Consider the following 16,144-nt stretch of genomic DNA (forward strand, 5'->3'; position numbering starts at 1 on the left):
CCAGCCGCCCCGGAAGCCGTACCGAACGGTCCTCACCAGGACCACCGGCCAGGGCCCGCCGACACCCCGTCGGCGGGCTCCGGCCCCGTCCACGAACAGGGAGAAACCCCGTGACACAGCCCACCGATCGCCCCACGCCGGCCTGGTGGCGCACCGCCTCCATCTACCAGGTCTACGTGCGCAGCTTCGCCGACGGCAACGGCGACGGCGTCGGCGACCTCGCGGGCGTGCGCAGCCGCCTGCCCTACCTGCGCGACCTCGGGGTGGACGCCCTGTGGTTCAACCCCTGGTACCTGTCGCCGATGGCCGACGGCGGCTACGACGTCGCCGACTACCGCGACATCGACCCGCTCTTCGGCACCCTCGCCGACGCCCAGGACCTCATCGCGGACGCCCACCAGCACGACCTGCGCGTCATCGTCGACCTCGTGCCCAACCACTGCTCCGACCAGCACGTCTGGTTCCGGGCCGCGCTGGCGGCCGGCCCCGGCTCCCCGGAGCGCGAACGGTTCTGGTTCGCTCCCGGCCGCGGAGAGAGCGGCGAACTGCCGCCCAACGACTGGCAGTCCTACTTCGGCGGCAACGCCTGGACCCGCATCACCGAGGCCGACGGCACCCCCGGCCCCTGGTACCTGCACCTCTTCGCCCCGGAGCAGCCCGACCTCAACTGGGAACACCCCGAGGTCCGCACCGAGTTCGAATCGATCCTGCGCTTCTGGCTCGACCGCGGCGTCGACGGCTTCCGCATCGACGTCGCCCACGGCCTCGCCAAGAAGCCCGGCCTGCCCGACGTCGGCGCCGACCCCGACATCACCGACCTCCCCTACCAGGACGTCGACGCCGTGCACGACATCTACCGCTCCTGGCGCAAGATCACCGACTCCTACCCCGGCGAACGGGTCTTCGTCGGCGAGGTCTGGCTGCCCACCCCCGGCCAGTTCGCCCGCTACCTGCGCGCGGACGAACTCCACTCCGCCTTCAACTTCGAGTTCCTCTGCAGCGCCTGGGAGCACGACGCCGTCCGCGGCGTCATCGACGGCACCCTCGCCTCCCACCGCCAGGTCGGCGCACCCCCCACCTGGGTCCTCTCCAACCACGACACCATCCGGCACGTCACCCGGTACGGCCGCGAGGACACCTCCTTCGACATGGGGGACAAGCGCCTCGGCGCCCCCACCGACCGCGCCCTCGGCGTGCGCCGCGCCCGTGCCGCCGCCCTGCTGACGACCGCGCTGCCCGGCGGCGTCTACATCTACCAGGGCGACGAACTCGGCCTCAGCGAGGTCGAGGATCTCCCCGACCACCTCCTCCAGGACCCCACCTTCGTCCGCTCCGGCGGCACCGACCGCGGCCGCGACGGCTGCCGGGTCCCGCTGCCCTGGTCCGGTGCCGCCGCCCCGCTCGGCTTCTCCCCGGACGGCTCCGCCGCACCCTGGCTCCCGCAGCCCGCCGACTGGGCCGGCCGGAGCGTCAGCGCGCAGGGCGACGACCCCGGCTCCCACCTGTCCCTCTACCGTGCCGCACTGCGGGTACGACGCAGCATACTGACGACCCTGCCCGAAGAGATCAGCTGGCTCCAGAGCCTGCCGGGAGTCCTGGCCTTCAGCCGTGGCGACTCCTTCGTCTGCGCCGTCAACTTCTCCACGCAGCCCGTACCCCTGCCGGAGGGAGCAGTCGTTCTCCTGTCCAGCGCCGACTGCAACGACGGCCTGCTGCCGTCCGACGCCTGCGTCTGGCTGCGACCGCACACCTCCTGACCCCCGCACAGGCCAGCCCCTCGAGCCGAGCGGGCGGGGCCAAGTCCGCCGGCCGTACCTGACAGCGGCGGCAGCGGTAGGTGAAGCTACCGGCCGAGGCACGTCCTGACGCCAGCGTCCCGGGGCCGCTCACCCGCCGTGCCCCGCCGACGCTGCAGGCGGGACCGGCCCCGGCGGCCGGACGTCCCGGCAGCGCGGCCACGGCGACTCGACGCGGCAGGTCACAACGCCGGTGGCGACGGCGACCCCCAGACCTCGAAGCCCGTCCCGGTGATGCGGGGACGGGCGTCGAGGTCTGGGCGGTGGTGCCGGCTGGAGCCTGTCCGGCGGATCTTGCCGGACAGGCCCTAGGCCCAATGCCGGTGACTTTGTCCTGTCTGTCTCGTTGGTTGTGGTGTGGCGAGGGTGGGGCAGGTCAAGTTGTCTGCGGGTGAGCGGTTGTCGGATCGGATCGCGATCGGGGTGCTGACGCGGGCGTTTCCGCCGGGGTTGGTGGACGAGGTGATCGCGGAGACCGGGCGGGTCGAGCAGCGTAGTCGGCTGCTGCCGGCGCGGGTGGTCGTGTACTTCGTGCTGGCGATGTGCCTGTTCTTCGGGCAGGGCTACGAGGAGGTCGCCCGGCTGCTGGGTGAGGGGATCGGGGACGGGCGGCGGTCGTGGCGGGTGCCGACGACCGCCGCGATCGGCCGGGCACGGCGCAGGCTGGGCGTCGAGCCGTTGCGGTTGCTGTTCGCGCGGGTGTGCCGTCCGTTGGCGGTGCCCGAGACGGCGGGTGCGTGGTACCGGGGCCGGCGGCTGGTGGCGGTGGACGGCACCACGCTGGACCTGGCGGACACCGAGGCCAACGACGCCTTCTTCGGGCGCCCGGGCACAGGTCGCGGGACGGGCGCTTTCCCGCAGGCCCGGGTGGTGGGGCTGGCCGAGTGCGGCACCCACGCGATGTTCGGCGCCGAGGTGGGCCCGCTGTCGATGGGCGAGCAGACGCTCTCGCGGCGACTGTTCGTCCAGTTGGAAGCGGGCATGCTGCTGCTGGCGGACCGGGGCTTCTACGGCTTCGAGCTGTGGCAGCACGCCCGGGCCACCGGAGCGGACCTGCTGTGGCGGGTGCGCAAGAGCGCGAACCTGCCCGTCGTGCGGATCCTCAGCGACGGCTCCTATCTCAGCGCCGTCCACGCCGAGCGGGATCGCCGGACCCGCCGCAACCCGGTGACGGTTCGGGTCGTCGAGTACACCCTGGCCCGCACCGGCGACAGCACCGTCTACCGTCTGATCACCACCCTCCTCGACCCCACGGAGGCACCCGCCGCCGAGCTGGCCGCGCTGTACGCCCAACGCTGGGAGATCGAGACCACGCTGGACGAGATCAAGACCCACCAACGCGGCCCCAAGCTCGTCCTGCGCTCGAAGTACCCGTGGGGTGTCGAGCAGGAGATCTACGGGTTCCTGCTCGTCCACCACGCCATCCGACAGTTGATGCACGAGGCCGCTCTCCACGAAGATCTGGACCCCGACCGGCTGTCGTTCACCCGCAGCCTGCGGGTCGTGCGCCGCCAGGTCCCGGCCCAGGCGGCGCTTTCCCCCCCGGCAGACTCGCCAGGGCACTGACCCGCACCCTGGCTGAGATCACCGAACGCCTGCTATCCGACCGACGCCACCGGACCTGCCCGCGCGTCATCAAACGCAAGATGTCCAACTGGCCCCTCAAACGGACCCAACACCGCGACTCACCACCACCACACCCACCAACACCCACCAACACCCCGCACCACACGACCCAAAGTCACCGGCATTGGCCCTAACCCATCGGCACCGGCTCCGGGTGCGCCGGTTGGGATCGTTGGGTGTCGGAAGCGCCGGAGGTCGCCGTGGCTGCGAGGCCGAGGAGGACGGCGGCCACCACGCCGGCGATGAACCAGCCGGACGGGCCGTTCTTGCCGAGGTGGGTGGCCAGGAGTGGGGTGGTGCCGCCCAGGACGGCGCTGGTCAGTGCATAGGGGAGGCCGATGCCCAGGGCGCGTACGCGGGGCGGGAAGATCTCGGCGAGCAGGGCGGGCAGGACCGTGGTCACGCAGACCAGGTAGACCACGCCGCTGCCGTAGGCGAGTAGCAGACTGGTGAACCGGCCGGTCATGGCGAGGTAGGCCCAGGAGCCCCCGGTGGCGAAGAGCAGGCTCGCCACGACCAGCAGCCGCCGCGGCCCGACCCGGTCGGCGAGCAGGCCGATCGGCACCTGGAGCAGGATCATCACGGCGGTGGCGCAGACCACGACCCAGAACATCGTCCCGTCCGGAGCCAGCCGCTGCCCCATCGCCGGTATCACCGAGGTCCAGGTGCTGCCGACGGTCGCCATCCCGGCCACCAGTAGGACGGAGCGCAGGACCTGCCGCCGGTGGGTGCGCAGGACCTCGCGCAGCGGGCTGCGGTCCTGACGGGAGCTCACCTCGCGCCGGAAGACCTCGCTCTCGGTGATCCGGCTCCGCAGCGCCAGCAGGACCAGCCCGAGCACGCCGCCGATCAGGAACGGCACCCGCCAGCCCCAGGTCTCCATCGCCCCGGGACCCACCAGGCCGGTCAGCATGCCGCCGAGCATCGCGGCGGTGAACGCGCCCGCGGCGGTGGTGAGCGAGAACAGGCTGCCGTAGAGGCCCCTGCGGCGAGGCGGGGCCAGTTCCATCAGGTACGCCGCCGCGGCGGGCCACTCACCGCCGGAGGAGATGCCCTGGGCGACCCGGGCGCAGAGCAGCAGCACCGGGGCGAGGATCCCGGCCTGCTGGTACGTCGGGGCGCTCCCGATCAGGACCGAACCGGCCGTCATCAGGAGAATCGCCAGCAGCAGCGCCGGCTTGCGGCCCCGGCGGTCCGCCAGCCGGCCCAGCAGCACGCCGCCGAGCGGCCTGGCCAGCACGCCCACCCCGAGCACCGCGAAGGCACCCAGCAGCGAGGTGGTCGGATCGGCGGAGGGGAAGAACCGCTCCGCGAAGAGCGGGGCGAACAGACCGTACGCCAGCCAGTCGAAGGATTCCACGAAGTTCCCGACCACGGTCGCGGTGACGGCGCGGCGACGTAACCGCACGGCCTCGGGCGAAGGGGCGGGCAGCGGGTGGAGCGGGCTGGTCTCGGTGTGCGGCATGGGTGGGCTACTCCCGACGCGGACGATGTGAGGGCTCATGGTTCCGGGCCTCGCGTCCGCTGCCTACTTCTCGATTGCCCTCTTTCCCCGCCGCCGCGCACCCCGGGCCCCGGTCCGCCGACCGGGGCCCGGGGGCGTCGTCAGCGCGGGCTGCCGTACCCGTGCGCCACGATCCGCTGGGCGCCCTCGGTGTAGTGGCTCCGGTCGGCCGGCAGCTCGGTGTCGAGGCAGCTGACGTAGCGGTTGTACATGCGGAACGCGGTGGCGATCAGCACCGTGTCGTGGATCTCGTCGTCCCCCGCACCCTCCGCCCGGGCGGCGGCCACGGCCTTCTCCGAGACCGGGCGGGCGAACGCCTGGACCTCGGCGGCAACCCGCAGCAGGGCCCGCAGCTGCTCGGAGACCGGCGCGGTCTCCAGGTCGTTCAGGACGGCCGTCGCCAACTCCTCGCCGCCGTCGAGCTGCGCGGCGGCGAACGCACCGTGCGAGTCGAGCAGAACCGGGTCCGGTTGAGTTCGGAGACGTGGGCGGCGATCAGCTCGCGCTCTCCCCGGGACAGCGGGCAGGGGCCGCGCAGCAGGACGTCGACGAGCCGGTTCAGCGGCGCGGCGCTGTCGGGGCGGTCGGCCGGCAGACCGCTGATGCCCGGGAGGCCGTTGCCGATGCTGAGTTGCGGCACTGTGGTTCTCCTCAACGGCGTTCCGGATGTGACGGTCCGTCGACGGGGATCCCGCCCGGCACCGTCCGGTGTCTGTACCCGGGTACTCCGCGCCGACGGACTGGGTTCTGTCCGGCGGATCGGGTCTGATCCATAGGCGGATCGAGGCGAGGGTGACGGTGCCCTGGAGGACGTAGGCCCGTTTGTCGTAGCGGGTGGCGACGGCGCGGAAGGTCTTGAGCCGGTTGATGGTGTGCTCGACTTCGTTGCGGCGCCGGCAGGTGCCCGTGGCGAAGACGGGAGGCCGTCCTCCCCTGCTGCCCCGGCCTCGTCGGGGCGGTGCTGCCGGGGCGTTGATCCTTTTTGGGAATCCGCGGCTCCCGCCGGGGCGCCCCGGCGGCGTGCTGGTGGGCACGGCAGGAGCCGGTCCCTCGGCATGAAAGCCTCACCATCATGGCCACTGAAACCGAGGTAGGCGAGCTGTTGCACCGGCGCGGCTGGCGGACGGCGTTCACGGTCGCCGACAGGGTGAACGCGTGGGCCGCCCTGGTGAGTGTCATCGAGCGCGGCTATGACGACGACGTCTACGAGTACACCAACGACCTCTACTGCCGGAACTGGCTCCACGAGGCGTGGCTCCTGCTGGACGAACACATCGTCCAGCTCTGGACGCCGCAGATCCGAGCCATCGACGATCGGTTCAAGGCCGCGACCGTCGACGACGACGGCCAGGCACTCGACCGGTTCCACAGGCTGCCCGGCATCGACCTTTGGTGGTGGCGGCGACACCCCCGCATCCTCACCGGAGACCTCGGGCGATCACTCCGTTCGGCCGGCGCCATCGGTACCGACCCGGACACGGCATGACCACGAGGCCGGTGGGGTAACGCGACAACCCTTGGCCAGGGGGCGGCCGGACCTGGAACGAACCGCGACGGCGGCCCCGGCCAGCCGGCCCCGGCGCCTTGCCTCGGGCGGCGCACACGCCGCTGCGCCGACCTCCCGCCCGCTCACCTGGCCGCTCACCCGGCCGGAGCCCAGGACGTCCCCCCGCGCAGCGATTCCAGCAGCTCTGTCAGGAACTCCTTCGGGCGCTCGATGTGCACACTGTGCCCCGCGCCCTCGATCACCGCCTCCCGGACCGGACCGCCGGCCGCCGCGTAGCGGGCCAGGACGGCCCGGGTCTGGGCGAGCATGGGCTGGGCCGGGCAGTCGTCCTCGCCGGGCCAGCCGGGGACGGCGCCCAGGGCGCCGAGGTGGGCCATGTCGAAGAGCGAGGTGTCGGAGACGATCACGTCGGCCGAGCCCCGCAGCCAGAGCACCGGGGGCCTGGCGCCGGCGAGTTCCAGGTCGTCGATCCGGAAGTGCGTCGGTGCCAGGCAGTTGAGGACGCCGCGGTCCCCCGGAGCGACGCCCGGCCAGGCCTCGCTGGTGCGGGAGTCGCCCGGGTAGTGGTCGTCACCGATGCGGGTGGAGAGCATCGAGGCGATGTAGCTGTCGGTCGGCTCCACGGGCGAGTTGACGTAGCAGGTGGCGAAGACGGAGCGCGGTGAGAGCGGCGACTCCCCGTTGGTCTCGCCGGCCGCCAGCAGCCGGACGAACTCCGGGTTCGCGGTGCCGCCGCCGGAGCCCGCCCCGTCCGGGCTGTTCAGTCGGCCGTCGGTCCCGTGCGTGCCGCCGAAGCCGTACGGGGAGACCGGGTTGACCAGCGTCACCGAGCGCAGCCGCTCCGCGTGGTCCCGCAGTTGGTGCAGGACCACGCCGCCGCCCAGGCTCCAGCCGACCAGGTGCACCCGGTCCAGGTCGAGCGCCTCGATCAGTGCGCTGAGGTCGTCGCTGTAGTCGCGCAGGCCGCGGGTGGCGTCCACCGGCAGCGGGTCGGTGTCGCCGAAGCCGCGCAGGTCGAGGGCGATCGGCCGGTACTGTGCGGGCAGGTCGAGCATCGCCTGCTGCCAGAAGAGCGAGGACGAAACGTTGCCGTGCACGAAGAGCACCGGCTCGCCCGAGCGTGCTTCGATCTGGAGGTAGTTGACGGTCAGTCGGGAGGTGGCGATCCGACTGGCGACGATGGTGGGCAGAAGCATGCTGATCCTTCAGTTGAGCCAGCTGGCGATCTGGGCCTCGGATGTGGCGTCCCAACCGAGTTGGAGGTGGTTGGCGCCGGTGACCAGGGCGGTCCCGCCGACCGTGCCGACCCCGGTGGTGTCCAGGGCGCTGGAGACGAAGACCACGCCGTCGCTGGGTCCGCGGTTCTCGTTGAAGATGCCGAGGATGTTCGGCGTGCCGCCGGCCAGCAGGAAGGCGCGGACCTGGGCGGGGACGCCGGCCTGCTGCAGCGGTGCGATCAGCGAGCCCGCGTCGATGGCGGTCTGGATCCCGGTGCCGTCGGTGTAGAAGCCCTGGCCGCCGTAGTAGGTGGTGTACCAGTCCTGTTGACTCTGGTCGACCCCGTACCGGCCGTCCCAGCGGGCCAGCATCTGCCGCTGCCCCGGGTAGTCGTCGTAGCCGCCGGTCGGGGTGAACGCGAACTGCGGGTGTGCCACGTAGCTGCCGTAGCAGGTCATCCGCAGGTGCGGGGACGGCGCGTTGACCTTGCCGCCGCACTCCGGCCAGATGCTGAAATCGTGCGCCCAGCCGTGCGCGTAGGGGTAGTCGTAGCCGCCGTTGGGGCCGCCCAGGGTGATCAGCCGCCGGACGTCGCCGGCGTACGGCCGCCCCCACTGGGGCCTGACCGAGGAAACGTACGCTCGGGTCGACATCTCGCCCTTGCTCCAGCCGACCAGGTCCACCTGTGCGACGCCCAGCTTGGCGCGGATCAACGCGATCGCGTCGCCGACCTCCTGTGCCTGCATCAGGTTGTCACCCTGCTTGTGCGCGAAGCCGATGGCGAACACCCGGTACCCCCGTGTGGAGAGGTACTGCATCAGCCCGGTGTTCGGGCAGGAGGCCGTCCCGCAGCCGTAGCCGCCCGACTCGCCCGGGTTGGCCCAGGCCCGGTCCGGGTTGTCGTTGGCGCCGTGCACCAGCAGAACGGGCACCTGGTGCGCGCCGCTGTTCCAGCCGGGCGCGGAGTACAGCAGGAACCGCCCGGAGTGCGGCTGCTTGACGCCGCCGAAGAAGGTCAGCCGCTGACCGTCCTGGTCACCGCGGCCGTCCGGCGGGTACTGCTCCTGATGGAAGCCGGCGGTGGTGTCGAGATAGCGCTCCACGTGGTCCCAGCCGTTGGCCACCGTGCCGTAGCTCGCCTCCATCGTGAGGTAGCCCGGCGCGGCGGCCCCGGCGGGCGGTGCCCCGGCCAGCCCGGTCACCAGCGCCAGCAGTACCGCGAGGATCCAGCCGCCCGACTTCCGCATCATCGTCCGCTCCTCCGTCCGGCAGGCTGGAGTGGCCCGCCCCGACACGCTAGGGGCGCCGGCGGGCCCGGCCCATGGGGGCGGCCCACATGGTGAGCGGCCAGTGGTGTGGATCACACCCCTGGTCCGGTCCGCCATGGATCGACCCGTCCCGAACAGGTTGCTGCTCGGCGTTGCTGTGCCTCCCGGGACGGGCTGAGGCGCCGTCACTGCACAGAGCCGAACGGGGGTAGCCGGGCCCGGTCAGTCCGCGGTGACGCGGAGGTTGGCGAGGACGGTGCTGTCGTCGGCGGCGAGGGCGAGGATGCGGCCGCTGCGGTGCCAGTAGGTGGCGGTGGTGGCGTGGCGGCGGACGCCGACGGGGGTGGGGCGACCGTCGGGGCCGGGTGGTGCCGCGGGGACGTGCAGGGTCAGCAGCGGGCTGTCGGTGGGGCGGCGGGCGGCGTGGACGGTGAGGCCGCCGGTGCCGGGGCCGGGGGCCGGGACGGTGAGCGCCCAGTCGTTGCCGTCGGTGTGCGGGGGTGCGACGGGGAGGCCGTCGACGGTGAGCGGGCCCGGGGTGGGGACGCCGAACCAGCGCAGGGTGCTCCGGCCCGCCTCGCGGTCGGCGGTGGTGAGCAGCCGGCCGCCGCCGGCGAGCGCGGCGAGGCCCACGAAGGCGCCGGCCGACCGGAGTTCGTCGTCGGTGAGGGCGACCCGGGCGGTCAGCCGCCAGCCGGGCAGCTCCCAGGTCCAGCACTCGGTGAGGCCGGTGCCGAAGCGGGGCCGGGTCAGGACGAGGGCGGAGCAGCGGTCCGCGGTGCGGGACGGTGGGCCGGCCGGGCGCTGGTCGCCCTGGGCATTGCCGCCGCCGAGTTCGCGCCAGACGACGGTGGGTCGCTCCGCCGCGGTGTCGAGCACGACGATGCCCTGTGCGTCGACGCCGATCAGCTGTCGGCCGTCGTAGGTGCCGAGCAGGGCGGCGGAGCGCAGGGTGGTCCACGGCCGCAGCGTCCGGGTCGCGAGGTCGAGCCGGGAGACCTCGGTGACCGGGCCGTGGTCGGCGACCACCAGGGCGTTGCCACCGTGGTCGGCGAGGACCAGGCGGTCGGCGGGGGTGTCCCAGCGCGCCTTGGTCCGCCCGTCGGGCGTGAGCAGCCGCACGCCCGCCTGGCCGCAGGCGACCAGCAGGGCACCGGAGTCCAGGTAGGCCGCGTCGAGCACCGGGAGGGTGCCGGGACGGTCGGCGGCGGTGACCTCCAGCGGCCGTCCGCCGGCCCGGCCGGGCTGGACGGGGCGGGGCAGGTCGGCGGCGGCGAGCGGGTCGGCGCGGGCGAGCAGGCGGTCGAAGCGGGCGCGGTCGGTGCCCTGGCCGGCGGGTGCGCCGAAGCCGCCGTCGCGCACGGCGGCGCGGGCGGCGGCGGTGGTCAGTTCGCGGTCCACCACCGGGTCGGCGGCCGGGAGTTCGGACAGGGCGGTGAGCAGGGCGGCCCGTCCGCCGGCACCGGCCCGCTCTTCGCCGTCGATCACGGCGCGGGCGAGCCGCACGGTCGCGCCGGGCGCGCCGAGGGCGAGCAGGTGGGCGAGTGCCCGGCCCTGGGCGGGCCCGCCGAGGGCCACCGCGTCGCGCAGGTCGGCGACCACGGAGGTGCGCAGCTCCTCCGCGGGCCAGACCGCCTCGACGGCCCCGATCCGGTCGCCGGCGCTGCGGCAGTGCTCCGCCCAGGCGAGCCGCAGTTCGCGGGCCGCCACCGGGTCGGTGGCGGTGAGCCGTTCGACGGCGAGCGCGAAGGCGCCGCGCCGGTGGGCGGTCCGGACGGCGCGGTCGCGCTCACCGGCCCGCCACCAGAGGCGGACCACCAGGTCGGGGTCGAGTTCGCGGCCCTCGGCCAGTTCGGCGGCCTGGGCGGTGCGGCCGTACCGGTCGAGCAGGGCGACCGCCTCGCCGGGACGGTGCAGCAGGTCGGCGAGGACGAATGCGGCCTCGTCGATGCGGCCTTCGCGTTCCAGGGCTTCGGCGGCCGCGCGGTAGAGGCCGGTGAGGTACCCCTGAACGTCCGGGCCGGAGAGCGCGGACGTGCCGCCCGCGACCGCGACGCCCGGGGTGGCGCGCAGTGCGCCGGTGTAGCGCGACGGCAGGCCGAGGCCCAGCCAGTCCTGCCGGTCGCCGCCGCCGGGGGCGCCGAGCTGGATGGCGTCGCGCAGCGCGTCCTCCCAGCGCTTCTCCCGGAAAGCCCGGTCGAGGCGCTGCAGGTAGCGGGCGTGGCGGCCGCGGACCAGGCCGGCGGCGGGGCTGCGCAGGGTGAGCCGGGCGAGCAGGCCGCGCAGCAGGGGGCGGCGGGGCCGGCCGCCCGCAGCGCCGCCGCCGCCCGCCCCGGGGGTGCCGGTGCCTGCGGCGCTGCCGGCCGCGACCCCGGCCTGCCGCCGCCGGGCGCGGATCACCAGGGCGAGGAGCACCAGGAGAACGAGACCGAACAGCGTGGACGGGGATCCGGCGTCGCCCGAGGCGAGCCCCTTCACCATCCGGGCCAGGACCAGCACGAGGCCGATCGACACCACGGCGGCGCCGGCGAGGTTCATGAGGAACCGCAGGGCGGTCCAGGCACCGCGCAGCGCGGACCGCAGGAGGCGGCCGAGGCCGCGCGGCGACAGCAGCCCGGCCAGGGCGGCGCCGCGGCGCCGGGTCCTCGGCGACGGCCCGCGGCGGGCGAAGCGCGGCCCGTCGGCCGTCCGGCGCAGGCGCAGCCGGGGCAGGGTGATCACCGGCAGGCGGTCGAGCAGCCGGGGCCGTCCGGACTCGCCGAGCAGCCGTCCGGCGGGCGCCGAGCGGGCGCCGAGTCCGGCGGCGGCTCGCAGGTCGGGGGCGGCCGGGGGCGGCACGGCGTCGACGACCGGCGCGGGGTCGGGCGGGGTGCCGACGGGGCCGAGGCGGTGGACGGTGAGGCCGCCGGGGTCGAGCCAGTCCGCCGGGTCGACGGCGGGCAGTTCGGCGATCAGATGCGCGCCGACGCGGCCGCCGGTGGTGAGCAGCAGGTGTCCGGTGGGGGCGTCGGTGCCGTTGGTGCCGTCGGTGCCGACGGCGACCAGCGCGCCGGCGGTGCGGCGCACGGGCAGGCCGGGGGCCAGGTCGGCGCGGACGGTGACGGGTGCGGCCAGGGTGAGCAGCCAGCGCCCGTCGGGCAGCCGGTGCAGTTCGGCACCGTCCTGCCAGTGCGCGAGGACCCGGGCGGCGGCCTCGGCCGGCCCGGTGACGGGGGTGTCGAGGACGAAGCCGGCGGCGTCGACGGCGCTGCGGAAGTCCCCGGACGCGGGCGGGCGGACGCTGCCGGGCGCGGACGGGCGGACGGCGGGGGTGCGCGGGTCGGGACGGTCCGGAAGGTCCGCCGCTGCGGGGGTGCGCGCAGCGGCCCGGTCGGGAGTCGGACGGCCCGGGCGGGGCGCCTCGGTGGTGCTCACTGGTCGCTCCCGATGACGTGGTGGATCCGCCCGGTGTCCGCATCGCCGACCAGGATCCGGTCGGGCCCGTTGGGCACGGCGATCAGCGGCAGGGTGGGGTGGAGGGCGGGGCGGCCGCTGCCGCCGGACAGCCGGGCGAGGGTGCGCCGACCGTCCGCACGGGCGTGGCGCAGCACGGCGTCCTTGCGGCTGGCGGTGATCAGGGCGGCGCCGGCGGAGCCGTGTACCAGCCCGATCACGTCCGCCTGCTCCCGGAAGGTGACGAGCTGGTGGACGCCGTCGCGGTCGACGACGTCCCAGGTGCGGCGGTCCGTGCTCCAGGCGACGGCGCCCGCGCCGTGCAGCAGGTGGCGTGCCTGCTCGGCGCCGGCCGGCAGGTCGCCCTCGAACAGGCGGCTGTCACGGGCCCGGTCGTAGGGCAGGTCCGCCGTCTGGTTGCCGACCGGCCCGTCGTCCTGGGCCTCGCCGTCCGCGCCGATCCGCCACCAGCGGCCGGCGACGGGCAGCCGCAGGAACCGGCCGTCGACCAGCAGCGGCAGCACCGGCTCGGCCAGCAGCGCGTCCAGGCCGGCGCGGTCGATCCCGAGGGCGGCGCTGTCGCGGACCACGTACTCGCCGCGCTCGCAGAACCGGCGCCCGCTCACGTACGGGACGAGCTGGCGGCCCCGGGCGTAGAGCACGATCAGCTGCCGTGCGGTGCGGCCGGCGGCCACGGCGGGGCCGGGCAGGTCGTGGCGGCGGGCGCGGACCGGGGTGGCGTGCCGGTCCGAACCGGGCAGGTGCACGGCGAGCAGGACGTCCGTGTCGTGGCCACGGGCCAGCAGGGTGCGGGACTGGGTGGTGAAGACCGGCAGCGCGCCGCCCCTGACGCCGGTCGGCAGCACCGCCTGCACCGGGGCGGCGCGGCGGAACCCGGCGCCGCGCAGCGCCCGGACGGCGATGTCGGGGGCGGGCAGCGCAAGCAGCGCGGTGGTGGGGGCGGCCGCGCCGGTGGTGATGCGGACCTCGACGCCGGTGGCGCCGTTCGCGTCCCACCGCATCGGCCGGGCGGTCAGGGCCCGGGTGCCGCCCGGGAGGAGGGCGGCGAGGCGTTCGGAGGTGAGTACCCAGGCGCGGTCGCCGTCCTCCAGGAGCTCGCAGGCGTGCCGGACGTCCTCAGGGTTCGGGTCGCTCCGGCGGCGGGCCTCCAGCCAGGCCGGGAGCAGGTCCTCCAGGTCGCCGCCGAGCCACGTTCCGGAGAGGTCGCCGAGGATGCCGACCCGCAGCTCGGTGCCGCGGGCGGCGGCCCTGCGGTGCAGGACGAGCAGGGCGGCGAGCTGGACGAGACGGGCGGCGCCGGCCTGCGTCGGGCCGGTGTCGGCCAGCACCACGGTCCGGCCGGTCGGCAGGGGGAGGGTGAACTCGGGCGCGAGGTGGAGGAGTTCGCCGTCGACGAGGCGGCGGAGGAACTCGTCGGGGAACTCGTCGGCGAGCAGCCACTCGGAGGGGAGCAGCTGGTCCGGGCGGCCGGTGCGGGCGAGGCCGCCATGGCCGTTCGGGGTGCCCCGGTGCCGGACGGCCGGCTCGTGCTCGGCGACCAGGGTGTCCAGGCGGCGCAGCAACGGGCCCAGGGCGGTGGCGAGTTCGGGAGTGAGGGCGGCGAGGGAGGCCGACCAGGGGGCGAGGGCGGAGGGCAGGGCGCTGGTCATGCGGGACGGCTCCCGGTGGACTGCTCGGCGGATCCCGGAGCGGGAGCGGCGTCGGGTGCGGGGGCAGGGCCTGGGGCCGGTCGGGGGTCGGTGGCGGGCCCCGGCTCGGCGTCGGGTTCGGCCGGGAGGAAGCGGTCCAAGGCCGCGGGGTCGGTGGTCGGCGGCGGCGGGTCGGCGACCAGCGCGTGCCCGGGCAGCAGGACGCACAGCTGGCCGCGCCGGGCGCCGAGGGCGGTCGGCCACAGGGCGGGCGCGGGCAGCGGGCGCGCCGTGGTGGGGACGAGCAGGTCGCCGTCACGCCCGAGGTAGCGGGCACCGTCGGCCCAGGGCAGGTCGCCGGCGGCGCCGAGGACGAGCAGGGCGCCCGCGTCCGCGAGCGCGCCGAGCCGCACGCCGGCGAGCAGCCGGGCGCGGGTCGCCGCGGCCAGGGCGGGTACGGCCTCGCCGAGCGCGAGCACCGCGGCGGGCGGCAGGGGCGGTTCGCGCCGCTCCCAGCGCAGCGCGAAAACCGGCTCGGCGGCCGAGCCACGAGCGGTGACGGGCCCGGGAGCCGCGGCCGAGCCGGACGTGACCGACGGCCCGGGTGTGACCGCGCTGCCGGGGCCGGACGGCTGGGCGGTGGTCACGTCGGGGAGACCGCCACGACCAGGTCCGCGCGGACGCCGGCGAGCACGGCGGGCAGGTCGTCCGGATCGAAGCCCGCGTCGATCTCGCGCAGTGCGCCCTCCAGCCGCAGCCGCGAGTCCGGGCCGCCCGGGAGCGCGCCGTGCTCGGCGAGCAGCGCGGCGGCGGAGCGCGCGAGCCGCTCGGCCCGGGCGTGGGCGCTGCGCGACATCTCCTCGGCGGCGTGCACCAGGCTGTGGTTGGCGGACTTCTCGATCAGGTCGGCGAGGGTGTCACGGGCGAGCGCCTGGGCGTCGGCGGTGGGCGCGATGAGCGGCAGCACCCACAGGTCCCGGGTGGTGGCGCGGTCCCGCCCGTCGAGGACGGCGGCGGCGGCCACCAGCCGCTGGGAGCGCACGGCCCGGCGGTCGCTGACGGGGACTCCGGCGGCGCGCAGCCGTCGCAGGGCGGTGGCGACCGCCGGGGTGACCTCGGCGAGGTCGCAGGCCCGGGCCGCGGCGGCGAGCCGGTCGAGGGCACCGAGCAGGTCGGCGGGCCGGCCGGGTGCGCCGTGCGGCGCCGCACCGCCGACCGGCGCCGGCGAGAGCGGGGTCGGGGCCGGCGGGAGCGGGGTCGGAGCCGGGCGGCGTCCGGCCTCCAGGAGCTCCTCCAGCCGGGCGTCGGCGACGGGTTCGACGAACAGCCGGGCGAGGAAGCGGTCGGCGAAGGCGGCGAGCTCGGGGTCCTCGGGCAGGTGGTTGGCAGCGCCGACGCAGACCCTCAGCGGGCTCGCCAGCACCGTGCCGCCGCGGCGGAAGACCCGCTCGTTGAGCAGTCCGAGGAGGGTGTTGAGGACGGCGGTGGAGCCGAGGAACACCTCGTCCAGGAAGGCGATGTCGGCCTCGGGCAGCATCCCGGCGGTCTCGAACTCGACGCGGCCCTCGCGCAGCCGTCGCAGGTCGACCGGCCCGAACAACTCGTTGGGCTCGGTGAACCGGCCGAGCAGGTACTCGAAGTAGCGCCCGCCGAGCTGCCCGGCGACCCGCCGCACGGCCTCGGACTTCGCGGTGCCCGGCGCACCCACGACCAGCAGGTGCTCACCGGCGACCGCACACAGCGCCACGACCTCGGCGACGACCTCGCGGTCGACCATGCCCCGGCCCGCGGCGACGACGGCGGCCGCCAGGAGGTCCGCGTCGGCCGTACCCGCACCGCCGTCCGCGGGCGCACCGCCCTGGGCGGGCACCGGGGACGGCGTGGCCGCCGTGGCCACCGGTATCGACGGAATCGACGGGGGCACGGAGGGCTGCGGGGGCGCGGGGCTCGGCGAGGCCGCCGCGGCGGGTATGTCGGTCACGATCACGGGAGTCTACGGTCCGCCGCCACTGCCCCACCAACGGTTTCCGCCCAGCTCCGACGGGCGGCGCCCCACCATCGACACACCCGCGGCCCGCAGGACCACTTGAGATGACGTCCGAGGACCCCGGCATCGCGCCCGGACCCCGCCGCCGCGGTCGCGC

10 protein-coding genes and 2 pseudogenes are annotated in these 16,144 nt (G+C 75.3%); 3 read left to right on the forward strand and 9 right to left on the reverse strand.

Translation table 11 applies throughout. The features are described 5' to 3' along the window. The first annotated feature begins 110 nt into the window (after positions 1–110). Positions 111–1,757 carry an alpha-amylase family glycosyl hydrolase gene (locus tag ACFTWP_RS28525; RefSeq protein ID WP_380267765.1) on the forward strand — a complete coding sequence of 549 codons (1,647 nt, stop codon included), beginning with the start codon at positions 111–113 and terminating at the stop codon, positions 1,755–1,757. Positions 1,758–2,153: 396 nt separating this feature from the next. Next, the gene (locus ACFTWP_RS28530) at positions 2,154–3,362 is read left to right on the forward strand and encodes an IS4 family transposase (RefSeq protein ID WP_380267766.1); all 1,209 of its coding nucleotides are present in this window, start codon (positions 2,154–2,156) and stop codon (positions 3,360–3,362) included. A gap of 190 nt (positions 3,363–3,552) precedes the next feature. On the opposite strand, the gene ACFTWP_RS28535 is transcribed toward ACFTWP_RS28530, so the two are convergent. The 3 genes and pseudogenes from ACFTWP_RS28535 to ACFTWP_RS28545 all read right to left on the reverse strand — a co-directional run. Next, positions 3,553–4,887: an MFS transporter gene (locus tag ACFTWP_RS28535; RefSeq protein WP_380267767.1), complete on the reverse strand. Its 1,335-nt coding sequence runs from the start codon at positions 4,885–4,887 to the stop codon at positions 3,553–3,555. A gap of 140 nt (positions 4,888–5,027) precedes the next feature. Further along, positions 5,028–5,566: pseudogene (locus ACFTWP_RS28540) on the reverse strand (carboxymuconolactone decarboxylase family protein). 124 nt (positions 5,567–5,690) lie between these two features. Then, positions 5,691–5,879, reverse strand: a pseudogene (locus ACFTWP_RS28545) (IS5/IS1182 family transposase); the annotation flags it as partial. Between the two features lie 119 nt (positions 5,880–5,998). Between ACFTWP_RS28545 and ACFTWP_RS28550 the strand changes: the two are divergent. Next, positions 5,999–6,412: a hypothetical protein gene (locus ACFTWP_RS28550; RefSeq protein WP_380267768.1), complete on the forward strand. Its 414-nt coding sequence runs from the start codon at positions 5,999–6,001 to the stop codon at positions 6,410–6,412. Between the two features lie 155 nt (positions 6,413–6,567). Here ACFTWP_RS28550 and ACFTWP_RS28555 read toward each other — a convergent pair whose 3' ends face one another. The 6 genes from ACFTWP_RS28555 to ACFTWP_RS28580 all read right to left on the reverse strand — a co-directional run bounded on the left by ACFTWP_RS28555 (position 6,568) and on the right by ACFTWP_RS28580 (position 15,981). Then, on the reverse strand, positions 6,568–7,629 hold the full coding sequence (locus tag ACFTWP_RS28555) for an alpha/beta fold hydrolase (protein ID WP_380267769.1): 1,062 nt from the start codon (positions 7,627–7,629) through the stop codon (positions 6,568–6,570). 9 nt (positions 7,630–7,638) lie between these two features. Beyond that, the gene (locus ACFTWP_RS28560) at positions 7,639–8,901 is read right to left on the reverse strand and encodes an esterase/lipase family protein (protein ID WP_380267771.1); all 1,263 of its coding nucleotides are present in this window, start codon (positions 8,899–8,901) and stop codon (positions 7,639–7,641) included. Between the two features lie 240 nt (positions 8,902–9,141). Next, positions 9,142–12,333, reverse strand: coding sequence for a bpX6 domain-containing protein (locus ACFTWP_RS28565; RefSeq protein ID WP_380267772.1), 3,192 nt, complete (start codon positions 12,331–12,333; stop codon positions 9,142–9,144). Continuing rightward, positions 12,330–14,021 carry a hypothetical protein gene (locus tag ACFTWP_RS28570; protein WP_380267773.1) on the reverse strand — a complete coding sequence of 564 codons (1,692 nt, stop codon included), beginning with the start codon at positions 14,019–14,021 and terminating at the stop codon, positions 12,330–12,332. Before ACFTWP_RS28570 ends, ACFTWP_RS28565 begins: the two co-directional genes overlap by 4 nt. Then, the gene (locus ACFTWP_RS28575) at positions 14,018–14,647 is read right to left on the reverse strand and encodes a hypothetical protein (RefSeq protein ID WP_380267774.1); all 630 of its coding nucleotides are present in this window, start codon (positions 14,645–14,647) and stop codon (positions 14,018–14,020) included. The genes ACFTWP_RS28570 and ACFTWP_RS28575 overlap by 4 nt, the downstream gene beginning before the upstream one ends. Continuing rightward, positions 14,644–15,981: an AAA family ATPase gene (locus ACFTWP_RS28580; RefSeq protein ID WP_380267775.1), complete on the reverse strand. Its 1,338-nt coding sequence runs from the start codon at positions 15,979–15,981 to the stop codon at positions 14,644–14,646. The genes ACFTWP_RS28575 and ACFTWP_RS28580 overlap by 4 nt, the downstream gene beginning before the upstream one ends. Between the last annotated feature and the right edge of the window lie 163 nt (positions 15,982–16,144).

It is taken from the genome of Kitasatospora sp. NPDC057015 (assembly GCF_042673745.1).
GTDB lineage: Bacteria > Actinomycetota > Actinomycetes > Streptomycetales > Streptomycetaceae > Kitasatospora.